Here is a 12,147-nt window from a genome sequence, read left to right as displayed (position 1 = left end):
CATGGGAGGGAAACAGAATGGCCGCATTTTTCAAAAACCTCATTAGAAACAAAGTCATGCTGTTTATGGTGCTGCCCGGTGCCATTTGGTTTTTCTTCTTTTCCTACCTGCCGCTGGTGGGTACGATCGTGGCATTCAAGCAATACCGTTTCAACCGGGAAGGCTTCTGGGCCAGTATCAGCAAGAGTGAGTGGGTAGGCTGGGACAACTTTAAGTTCCTGTTCAGCACCAATGACGCCTACACGATTACGCGTAACACGTTATTGTACAACCTGGCTTTTATTATCCTTGGATTGATCCTGTCCGTAGCCATGGCAGTTCTGCTCTCCGAGCTGGTCGGCAAAACGATGGCGAAAATTTATCAGACCGGGATGTTCCTTCCTTACTTCCTGTCCTGGGTCATCGTCGGATACTTTGCATTCAGCTTCCTGAGCATGGACCGCGGGATGATCAACCAAATCCTTGGCTGGTTCGGCGCCGAGCCGGTTCAGTGGTATTCCGATCCAAAATATTGGCCGTATATCCTTGTCTTCGTCAGTCTTTGGAAATCCGTCGGTTATAACAGCGTCGTGTATCTCGCCTCCATCATGGGCATCGACAAATCCCTGTATGAAGCGGCCATGATCGACGGCGCCAGCAAGTGGCAGCAAATCAAGAACATTACGATTCCGATGCTCTCGCCGATCATCATTATCATGACGCTGCTCGCAGTGGGCCGGATCTTCTACGCCGACTTCGGTCTGTTCTACCAGGTTCCAAGAGACTCGGGTACGCTGTACTCCGTAACCAACGTTATCGATACGTACGTATACCGCGGTCTGAAAACAACTGGCGAAATCGGTATGAGTACCGCTGCAGGCCTGTACCAATCGGTTGTCGGCTTTGTACTCGTTATCGTGTCCAACTTTGTCGTCCGCAAAATCGACAAGGACAGCGCATTATTCTAAATCATTTTTTGAAGGGAGTGTCAGGTTATGGCGGAGGTCATTCAAAGAAAAAAACGGGATTTTCATCATGTTTCGCGAGGCGCGAACGCTGTTCTTCATACGATTGCGGCGATCTTTTCCTTCTTGTGCGTATTTCCTTTTCTGTTCGTCGTCATTATCTCGTTAACCGATGAAAAAACGCTGGCAACGGACGGCTACCGTCTGATCCCGGCCAAATGGAGCTTCGAGGCTTATAAATTCGTATTTCAAAGCGGCGACACGCTGCTCCGTTCCTATGGCGTGACGATCCTCGTTACCGTCGTGGGTACGCTCGTCAGCTTGATCCTGATCTCGCTGTACGCCTATGCGATTTCACGGAAAAGCTTCCGCTACCGCAGATTTTTCTCCGTATTCGCGATTCTTACCATGCTGTTTAACGGCGGGATGATTCCGACGTACATGGTTGTGTCGCAATTGCTCGGATTAAAAGATACCCTGTGGGCGCTGATTTTGCCGCTCGCGATGAACGCTTTTTATATCATGATCCTGCGTACGTTCTACAGCACCAGCGTACCGGAGGCGATTATCGAATCGGGCCGGATCGACGGCGCGGGCGATTTCTACATTTTCCTCCGCATCGTGCTGCCGTTGTCTTTGCCAGGTCTGGCGACGATCGGACTGTTCAGTACGCTAGGGTATTGGAACGACTGGTTTAATGCCTTGCTCTATATCGACAATCCGAACCTGGTGCCGCTGCAATCGATGCTGATGCGGATCGAATCCAGCATTCAGTTCATTCAGCAAAACTCGGCCAACAGCTCGCTCAGCATGGCTGCACTGCAGTCCATTCCGCAGGATACGTCCCGTATGGCGATGGTCGTGCTCGCTACGCTGCCAATTATTTTTGCATATCCGTTCTTCCAACGTTATTTTGTACAAGGACTTACCGTAGGTGCCGTCAAAGAATAATAAACAACATCACTTTAGGGAGACAGGAGAGAAGTCGAGATGTTGATTTACAAAGACAAGACGAAACCAGCTGTGGAGAGGGCCCGGCATTTGCTAGGTCTGATGACTTTGGAAGAAAAGGTCGGCCAGCTCGTGCAGCCATTCGGCTGGCAAACCTATGAACATAGAGATGGGAAGATTGAATTAACGGAGTCTTTTAAGCAGCAAGTCCAAAATGGCGGTGTCGGTTCCCTGTACGGGGTGCTGCGCGCCGATCCGTGGACCGGCGTCACGCTGGAGAATGGCCTGTCCGCCAAGGAAGGTGCGGAGGCGGTTAACGAAATTCAGCGTTATGCCATTGAGAATTCCCGGCTCGGCATTCCGATCCTGATCGGGGAGGAGTGCTCGCACGGGCATATGGCGATCGACGGCACGGTGTATCCGGTGCCGCTGCTGCTCGGGAGCACGTGGAACGTCGATTTGTACCGCGAGATGTGCCGCGCCGTCGCCGCGGAGACGCGGGCACAGGGCGGTGCGGTGACATACTCGCCGGTGCTGGACGTCGTGCGCGATCCCCGCTGGGGGCGCACGGAGGAGTGCTTCGCCGAAGACCCTTACCTGATCGGCGAATTTGCCGCCGCATCGGTCCAGGGGCTTCAGGGCGATGCTCTGGACAGCGACGCGAGCGTTGCTGCGACGCTGAAGCATTTTGTCGGATACGGCAGCTCCGAAGGCGGACGCAACGCCGGCCCCGTGCACATGGGCTGGCGTGAACTGCTTGAGGTGGACCTGTATCCGTTCAAGAAAGCAGTGGAAGCCGGCGCTGTGTCCATCATGCCGGCTTATAACGAAATTGACGGTGTGCCATGCACGGTCAATACGGAACTGCTGGAGGACGTCCTCCGCAAGCAGTGGGGATTTGACGGCATGGTCATCACCGACTGTGGGGCCATCGACATGCTGGCCGCGGGACATGACGTGGCGGAAGACGGCATGGACGCCGCCGTTCAGGCCATCAAGGCGGGCATCGATATGGAGATGTCCGGCGAAATGTTCGGCCGGTATCTGCTGGAGGCGGTCAGCCAGGGCAAGCTTGGCATTGGTGTCCTGGACCGGGCGGTGCTGCGGGTGCTGGTACTCAAGTTCAAGCTGGGCTTGTTCGACCGGCCATATGTGGATCCGGAGCGGGCTGGGCAGGTCATTGGCCAAAGCGAGCATGTGCAGCTGGCACGCAAGCTGGCGGAGGAAGGCATCATTCTCTTGAAGAACGAGAAGGATGCGCTGCCGTTGGACAAGCGGGCGGGCACCATTGCGGTGATCGGGCCGAATGCCGACCACGGCTATAACCAGCTGGGCGATTACACGTCGCCGCAGCCGGCGGACAAAGTGGCGACCGTGCTGAAGGGCATCCGGGCGAAGCTCGGCGCCGAATCCGGCCGGGTGCTGTATGCGCCGGGCTGCCGGATTAAAGGCGATTCCCGCGAAGGATTTGACACGGCGCTGTCCTGCGCGTCTCAGGCAGACACCGTGGTGATGGTGATGGGTGGATCGAGCGCCCGCGATTTCGGCGAAGGCACGATCGACCTGAAGACAGGGGCTTCGAAGGTGTCGGACAACTCCTGGAACGACATGGAGTGCGGCGAAGGCATCGACCGCATGACGCTGGGATTGGCAGGCGTGCAGCTGGAACTGATTCAGGAAATCCATAAACTCGGCAAACGCCTCGTCGTGGTGTATATCAACGGCCGTCCGATTGCTGAGCCATGGGTGGACGAGCATGCCGACGCGATTCTGGAGGCTTGGTATCCGGGGCAGGAGGGCGGACACGCGGTGGCGGACATTTTGTTCGGCGACGTCAATCCGTCCGGACGGCTCACCGTATCAATTCCGAAGCATGTCGGCCAGCTGCCGGTATATTACAACGGCAAACGCTCGCGGGGCAAGCGGTATATGGAAGAGGACTCGAAGCCGCGTTACCCGTTCGGCTATGGCCTCAGTTATACGACCTTTGGTTACGATCAGCTCCGCATCAGCGCCGATTCGATAACGGAAGACGAAACGGCAACCGTGTCGGTGAACGTGACAAACACCGGCAGCCGTACCGGAGCGGAAGTCGTGCAGCTGTACATTTCAGATAGCGTGAGCGCCGCAAGCCGTCCGTTGATGGAGCTCAAAGGGTTTACGAAAGTGGAACTTGAACCGGGTGAATCCCGGACCGTGGAATTTAAGATCGGCAGGGAACAGCTGCAGTACGTGGGCAGGGACCTGAAGCCCGTCGTGGAAACGGGGCTGTTCCGGATCCATGTCGGCAGACATGTAAACGACACGATAAGCACGGAGTTGGCCGTGCGGGAGGGTAAATAAATGGAACGGATCAGACGCTTTATCCGTGAATTATCGGACAACCGCTGGCTCGAGCAGACAGAGCTCCGCAGCTGGGACATCACCCGCTCTTACTACAAATTGCCTGGCGAATATGAGAATACGGCTCCTTACCCGGAAGGGAAGGGGCTGGCCTCTTTTCCAAGCAAGCAAGGAACGACATATTTCTTCCGGACCCGGCTTGAGCTGCCGGAAGGCTGGCCATCCGAGCCGTTCGGGCTCGTCTTTGCTTCGGGCGGAGAAGGGCTTCTGCGCGTCAACGGGGTTTCATACCAGGGCCTCGACCGCAATCATACGTATGTAACGCTCGATCCTGCAGTGATCGGAGAGACGCCGGAACTCGAAATCGAGTTGTTTGATCCGGTTCCGGAACCGGTCGATCCATTGAACCAGCAGGCCGTCATCAACCCGCCGATCACGTCGGTCACGAGCCTGCTTGTGCGGCCGAATCATGCGGTGCTGAGCCTGATGTATACAGTCACCGTCGTGCGTGACTCGCTGGTGCTGCTGCCGCAGGAAGATTTCCGCCGCGTGCGCCTGATGGAAGTGCTGTACCGGGCGATGGACCGGTTCGTGAACCTGGATGCGGCGGCCATCCGTGATGGCAGGGGCGTTGCCGAAATCGAGGCAGCGCTTAGAGCAGACGTCCAGGAAGTAGGCGGCAATGCCGAGGGGCTGGAGCATATGGTCGGCCAGTCGCACATCGATATCGCCTGGCTGTGGCCTGTCCGCGAAACGGTCCGCAAGGCGAGCCGCACGTTCTCGACGGTCGACCGGCTGATGGAGGAATATCCGGAGTACCGGTACACGCAAAGCCAGCCGCAGCTCTTCGCCTTTCTGAAGGAAAACGATCCCGAGCTGTTCGAACGGGTCAAGGCGCGGATCATGGAAGGACGCTGGGAGCTGGTCGGCGGCATGTGGGTCGAGCCCGACCTGAATCTGCCGAGCGGCGAATCACTGATCCGGCAGATGCTGTACGGCCAGCGGTTCTACCAGGAGGAATTCGGCCGGATGTCGAATATCGAATGGCTGCCGGACACGTTTGGCTACTGCGCATCGCTGCCACAAATTTTGAAGCACGGCAAAGTGGATTATTTCATGACGACCAAGCTCGGTTGGAACGACACCAACCTGTTCCCATACGATTTGTTCCATTGGGTCGGCATCGATGGAACGCCGATTTTGTCTTATCTGAACCATGGCGTGAACGAACACACACTGCCAAAGGATGTTCACGATCACTGGCAGTCCTATCGGGAAAAGGCGCTGCATCCCGAGCAGATGCTCCTGTACGGACACGGGGACGGCGGCGGTGGTGTCACCCGCGAGATGCTGGAGTACATCGACCGGTCCAATCTGATGGTCGGGCAGCCGGCAAGCCGTTACAGTACGGCGGCCAAGTTCTTCGAGAGCATCGAGCAGGCGGGTCCCGTGCTTCCGACGTGGCGCGGCGATCTCTACCTGGAGCTGCACCGCGGCACGTATACGACGCATGCCCGCAACAAACGCAGCAACCGCAAGGCTGAGGTGCTGTACCGGGAAGCCGAGCTGTGGAACACGCTGGCTGGGCCGAACATGGATGCGGCCAACCGTACAGAGGTGACGCAGCAGCTGCATGACGGCTGGAAGCTGATCCTGTTGAACCAGTTCCATGACATCATTCCGGGCTCGGCGATTACCGAAACGTATGAAACGTCGGACAAGGAATACGGCGAAATTTTCACCAAGGGAGAACACGCCTTGAACGAAGGGCTGAACACGCTGGTGTCGGATATCGACACTTCCGGCAAGGAGGGCACTCCGTACGTTGTCTTCAACAGTCTCGGATGGAGCCGGAGCGCTGTGGTTCATATCGAAGCCGAACAAGGCGAAGGCGCCTTGGCTGCTTATGACGAGCACGGCACGCGCCTGGAGACGGACGCTGTCGAAGGCGGCATCTCCGTCCGGGTTCCCGACGTACCGGCACTGGGTTACAAAACCGTGTGGGTGAAGCCGGAAGCCGCCGTGAATGCTGACTCCGCGGGGATTCAGTCATTCGGCGATACGTGGGAGACTTCCGCTTACCTTGTGCGGTTCAACGAGCGGGGCGAAATCACCAGCCTGCTGGATAAGGCTGCCGGCCGCGAAGTCGTGAAGCAAGGGGAACGCGCCAACCGGTTCTACTTCTTCCACGACCGTCCGACGCTGTGGGACGCTTGGGACATTGACACCCGCTACGAACAGCAGCCGGCCGGTGAGGCGGAGCTGCTCGAGAAGCGGCTGGTTCTGGCCGGACGCACTAAAGACGTGCTCCGCTTCAACTGGAAGATCGGCCAATCCGAAATCACGCAGGACATGATTTTCTATCACCATGACCGGCGGATCGATTTCAAAACGCATGTTCACTGGAACGAGGCGCACAAGCTTCTGAAAGTGGGCTTTCCGGTCGATGTGGTCACCGATAAGGCGACCTACGAAATTCCATTTGGTTCCCTTGAGCGCGCCACCCACCGGAACACGAGCTGGGAGCAGGCGCAGTACGAGGTATGCGGACACCGCTTCGTGGACGTGTCGGAGCATGGATACGGCGTCAGCCTGCTGAACGACTGCAAATACGGTTATGACGTTCAGGGCAGCACGATCCGTCTGTCTCTGCTGCGGGCGCCGAAGTGGCCGGACGTGACGGCAGACCTTGGCGAGCATGACTTCACCTACTCCTTGCTGCCGCATCAAGGCGGCTGGAGGGAGTCGCACACCGTCCGTCAGGCGGCGGAGCTGAACGTGGACATGCCGGTTCGCCAGGCGGAGTCCGGTGAACAAGGCTCACGTCCGTCAACGGGATCGGTGATTTCTCTATCCGGTGGGCATGTCGTGCTCGACACGGTGAAACCGTCCGAAGACGGAAGCGGCGTCATCCTGCGGTTCTATGAATCGACCGGTGGACGCGAACAGATCGAGCTGACATGGCCGGGTGCCATCACAGAGGCTTATCTATCCAACGCGCTGGAGGAGCCGGCCCATCCGCTGCAGCTTCAGGAGGGGAAACTGCAACTGTCTTTTGCCCCTTATGAAATTAAAACCGTCCTGCTTAAGCAGGTTGATTAACGCAATATATAGAAGTTTGGTATAGATCGTATAACAATACATGATTTGATGTGACATCATTACACTCTACAATTCAGCCAAGTAAAGGGGCGTATCGCTTTGGAACAATTCAGACTTCCTAAAATACCGATGCCGGCGCTGGAGATGCCGCAGGCGATCCAGGACGTAATTAAAGAAGCCGAGCAGAAGCTGGCTCACCGGCCGAAGCTGCTGCAGCTGTTCAAAAACTGCTTTCCAAATACGCTGGAAACGACAACAAAGCTGATGGATGACGGAACGACCTTCGTCATTACAGGAGACATCCCAGCCTCCTGGCTGCGCGATTCCGTGGAGCAGGTCGTCCATTACGTACCTTTTGCTAAGGAAGACCAGGATCTGCAGCGCATTATCGGCGGTTTGATCAAACGCCATGTTCACTACGTCTTGATCGACCCGTACGCCAATGCGTTCAATGAGTCGGCCAATGACTGGCACTGGAATACGACGGACGAAACGGACATGTCCCCATGGGTGTGGGAGCGCAAATTCGAGATCGATTCGTTGTGCTTCGTCATTCGTCTGGCGTACCTGTACTGGAAGGAAACCGAGCTGACCGATATTTTCGATGCCAATTTCAAAAAGGCCATGCGCGCCATCATCGACGTGTTCAAAACGGAGCAGCACCACTTCGAGAAGTCTCCGTACCGCTTTACGCGCAACAACGGCATCCTGACCGACTCCCTGCGCAATAACGGAATGGGCATGCCGGTTAACTACACAGGTATGATCTGGTCGGGCTTCCGCTCCAGCGACGACGCTTGCGACTTCCATTACAACATTCCAGGCAATATGTTTGCGGTCGTGGCGCTGCGCCAAATGCAGGAGTTCGCCGAGTGGGTCTTCCGCGATATGGACATGCTCGCTGAGCTTAAAGAGCTGGAGATCGAAGTCAACTACGGTATTCAGCTGTATGGCATTTACCGCCATCCGCAGTTCGGGCCGATCTACGCCTACGAGACCGACGGCTACGGCAACTACTGCCTGATGGACGACGCCGGTACGCCGGGCCTGATGTCCATCCCTTACTTGGGATACACAACGGCGGACGATCCGATTTATCAAAATACGAGACGGTTTGCGCTCAGCAAAGAAAATCCGTTCTACTTCGAGGGCAAAGCGGCCAAGGGCATCGGCAGCCCGCACACTCCCGAGGACTATATCTGGCATATGGCCTTGTCCATGCAGGGATTGACCGCGCAGACGGCTGAAGAGAAGCTGGAGATGATCGCCATGCTGGAAGCGACCGATGCGGATACAGGTTTCATGCATGAAGGGTTCCACGCTGATGATCCGACCACTTTTACGCGAAAATGGTTCGCCTGGTCTAACAGCCTGTTCTCCCAGCTCGTGTATAAGGCCATGAAGGACGGTCTGCTATGAGCCGGCATATCATCATTCTATGCGATCCGGATTTCCCGGCTGCGGGCAAGCTCCCGCAGGCCGGAGACTTCCAGCATGCCGCAGAAGTGGCGGTCGTTCGCGCCGAAGAACTGGCTGACGCGCTTCGCGGAGTGGATCAAGGTTGTTTTGTCAATTTGCACGCGCCTTATTTTCCAAAGGCTGCCTGGACGGAAATTTCCGCCTTCCTGCATCGGGGAGGCAGCCTGGTCAGTGCAGGCGGGGCGCCTTTTAAAATTCCTGTGGTACGGGATAACGGGTCCTGGGTGTCGGAGACCGAGCAAACCGCCTATCATCAGGAACTCTATATTCACGAAGCGCTGCGGGTTGACACAAGTAAAGTCACGAAACTCGCCGTTTCGGACCGCATCCCGCTGCTGAACGGCCAAGAAGGTCTGTTTGAGCTGGCAGATGCCTGGAACCTGGTACCGCATACGACCAAAAGCGCCGATTTGCCGCAGCAGATGGGCTCAGCCGGCCCGATGAGCACGCAGATCTATCCGCTGCTTACCGGCCTCAGCGCTGAAGGGCGCGAGATCGCCGCGCCGATCGTGCTGTGGGAGAACTCCCGCGTGACGTTCGCCGGCTCGCGCTGGATGTTCGTGTTCCTGCCGCTAACGGAAGCGTTCTGGAGCGGGAAGGGTGCTGCGCACCTGATCGACTGGGCGCGTTTCTGCGCCCGGGGCGTGACCGAGCTGTCGCTGAAGCCGAATTACGCTTCGTACGAAGCCGGGGAACACGCCGTGCTGACGCTGCAGACGCAGATTTTGCAGCGCGGGGAATCGCGCAGTGTGGCGCCTGAGCTGTGGAGCTTCGAGCTGGAAGTAAGCCATGAGGGCGGAAGCGGAGAGGCCTGGACCCACCGGTTCCAGGCGCAGGTGACGAAGGAGCAGAATTTCGTGCGCATTCCGGTGCCTATGGCCTTGAAGAGCGGGCTTTACCGCATCGTATGCCGCGCAGAGGGACCGGACGGCGAGGTTCGCGTGCTGCGCCAGGGTTTCTGGGGCCGTGACGACCTCCTTCTGGCCGAGGGCTCGCCGATTACCCGCAGCCGCGACTATTTCATCAAAGACGGGCGGCCGCTGCCTGTTGTGGGCATGACGTACATGACCTCCGACGTGGCGCGCAAGTTCCTGTTCCTGCCGAACGTGGACGTATGGGAGCGGGACATGGCCCAGATGGCCAAAGCGGGCATCAACTGGATCCGCACCGGCGTCTGGACGGCTTACCGGAATATTATGCAGGTCGACGGCCATGCCTCGGAGGAAGTGCTGCGCGCGATCGACGCCTTCTTCCTGACAGCCAAGCGCCACGGCCTGCAGGTGACCTTTACGTTCTTCTCCTTTACACCGGAGACGTGGGAAGGGCTGAACCCTTATCTCGACCCGCAGAGCGTCGAGGCTCAGAAACGCTTCATCCGCAGCATCGTCAGCCGCCACACGGCCACGACGCATGTGGACTGGGATTTGATTAATGAACCGTCGATGTTTGATCCGCCGCGGATTTTCTCGGAGGGACCGCGTTCCGCCCGGGATCCGTTTGAGCACCAGGCGTTCGTGGAGTGGCTGGAGCGCCGTCACGGCGATATCCGCAGCCTCCAGGAAGCATGGAACATGACACCGGACCAGCTGCCTGACTTTGCTTCGGTATCCATTCCGGAAGCGGAAGAGATCAACTTCGACGTGCAGGATATGCACAAAGCCAAGAAGGGAACGAGATGGCTCGATTACTGCCTGTTCTCGATGGATATGCACAACCGGTGGGCGGAGCAGCTCGTCGGCACGATCAAGGAGCTGTGCCCTGACCATTTGGTGACCGTCGGGCAGGACGAAGCGCTCGGCGCCCAGCGCCCATCTCCGTTCTTCTATGAGCAGGCCGTCGATTATACGACGGTGCACTCCTGGTGGCTGAACGACTATCTGGTATGGGACGGCATTTTCACCAAAACGCCGGATAAACCGAACCTGGTTCAGGAAACCGGCATTATGTACGTAGAAACGCCGGACGGCCGCGCCAAGCGGTCCGAAGCCGAGCTGCGCAGCATTCTGGAGCGGAAATACGCTTACGCCTTCTCTACCGGGGGGGCGGGTGCGATCCACTGGATCTGGAATACGAACTTCTATATGGACAACGCCAACGAATCGCATATCGGAGCGCTCCGCGCCGATGGCACGGAGAAGCCGGAAGCGGACGTATCCTACGACTTTGGACGCTTCATCGCAGCCACGCGGGACTTGTTTACGGACCGGGAGCTCGAGGACATCGTCGCCGTCTTCCCGTACTCCAACGACTTCTCGAACCGCGCATTTGCGTTCCAGTCGACGACGCGGCTGACCCGGCTGCTGGCCTATGACCTGAAGCTGCCGTTCCGTGCGGCATCGGAATACCATCTGGACGCGCTGCGGCAGAAGGCGCCGAAGCTGATCCTGCTGCCGAGCCCGCATAACATGGACAGCCGGGCGCTGGACGAGCTGCTGGAGCTCGTCAAGGAGACCGGCGCGACGCTGCTCGCCACCGGCCCGCTCGGCCTGGACGCCTACTGGCGTCCGACGACGCGCCTCGACGCCGTCCTTGGCGAGCGCCGGCTTGCCAATGTGCGCCGGGAGGAAATGCTCGGCGTGAATGGCCGTCTGCTGCCGGTATCCTTTGGGCACCGGCGGATCGCCGAAGTGGCGAAGGAAATCCCGGCCACAGCTGCAGGGACTGGCGCAAGCATGGATGCGCTCGTGGACGTGCCGCTGGGCAAGGGCCGGCTGATCTGGAGCCCGCTGCCGCTCGAGCTGAACGGCCGGGACGAGCCGATCCTTGAGCTGTACCGGTACGCGGCTGCCGCAGCTTGCGTTGAGCGTGAGCTCGAGTGGCTGGCCGGCGGGGACCTGCCGGGCGTGTACGGCCGGAAGCTCAGCTTCAAGGACGGCAGCCTGTACGTGTTCGTCTCCGAGTACGGCTGGGATGCCCCGGTACAGGTCAAGGACCCGCAGACCGGAGCCGTCTACAGCTTTACGCTCGAGAGCGACCGCAGCGTGTTGTTTGCCGCCGACCGGGAGGGACGCATTACGGCCGTGTACCGGCCGGACGAGGTTGACATCCAAGTAGATTAAGCATGTTGAGTTGATTTGTACAATAAAGGTGTAGGTGATTGTCAGGAACTTTTGCAGAGGTGGAGCCATCGGGGCAAACGGGATGGGCATCAAACCAATCCTTGCAGGGCAGGGGGAAAAGGATAATTATGGTGCGGGATCCAGGGATCCTGCCCCTTCTCACTGCCGTATCGGAGGCAAGGTTTATGTCCACTGTGAATGGACAGTTGTTTTTAGGAGCCGGTGTTATTCCGGCAGGAAGCCCGCGGTCTTATTGGGCTAAAGGCATT

Annotated in this window: 6 protein-coding genes; all 6 read left to right on the top strand. The window is 58.0% G+C overall.

Features of this window, described 5'->3' with window-relative positions; translation table 11 throughout:
- The first annotated feature begins 17 nt into the window (after positions 1-17).
- The 6 genes from K2F33_RS06385 (at position 18) to K2F33_RS06360 (ending at position 11,878) form a co-directional block, all read left to right on the top strand.
- Positions 18-947 carry an ABC transporter permease gene (locus K2F33_RS06385; RefSeq protein ID WP_076172479.1) on the top strand — a complete coding sequence of 310 codons (930 nt, stop codon included), beginning with the start codon at positions 18-20 and terminating at the stop codon, positions 945-947.
- Between the two features lie 27 nt (positions 948-974).
- Positions 975-1,895, top strand: coding sequence for a carbohydrate ABC transporter permease (locus K2F33_RS06380; RefSeq protein ID WP_076172477.1), 921 nt, complete (start codon positions 975-977; stop codon positions 1,893-1,895).
- 39 nt (positions 1,896-1,934) lie between these two features.
- Positions 1,935-4,238 carry a glycoside hydrolase family 3 N-terminal domain-containing protein gene (locus K2F33_RS06375; protein WP_263881280.1) on the top strand — a complete coding sequence of 768 codons (2,304 nt, stop codon included), beginning with the start codon at positions 1,935-1,937 and terminating at the stop codon, positions 4,236-4,238.
- Positions 4,239-7,340, top strand: coding sequence for an alpha-mannosidase (locus K2F33_RS06370; RefSeq protein ID WP_263881279.1), 3,102 nt, complete (start codon positions 4,239-4,241; stop codon positions 7,338-7,340).
- A 99-nt stretch (positions 7,341-7,439) separates the two neighbouring features.
- Positions 7,440-8,759 carry a glycoside hydrolase family 125 protein gene (locus K2F33_RS06365; protein ID WP_076172470.1) on the top strand — a complete coding sequence of 440 codons (1,320 nt, stop codon included), beginning with the start codon at positions 7,440-7,442 and terminating at the stop codon, positions 8,757-8,759.
- Complete coding sequence (locus K2F33_RS06360; protein WP_263881278.1) at positions 8,756-11,878, top strand: beta-galactosidase; 3,123 nt, start codon at positions 8,756-8,758, stop codon at positions 11,876-11,878. The genes K2F33_RS06365 and K2F33_RS06360 overlap by 4 nt, the downstream gene beginning before the upstream one ends.
- Positions 11,879-12,147 lie beyond the last annotated feature (269 nt).

Origin of the sequence: Paenibacillus sp. PSB04, from assembly GCF_025809195.1 — a bacterium.
GTDB classification, from domain to species: Bacteria; Bacillota; Bacilli; order Paenibacillales; family Paenibacillaceae; genus Paenibacillus_AQ; species Paenibacillus_AQ favisporus.
The sequence above is the reverse complement of the archived record's forward strand: the minus strand, read 5'-3'. Positions and strand labels throughout refer to the sequence as shown.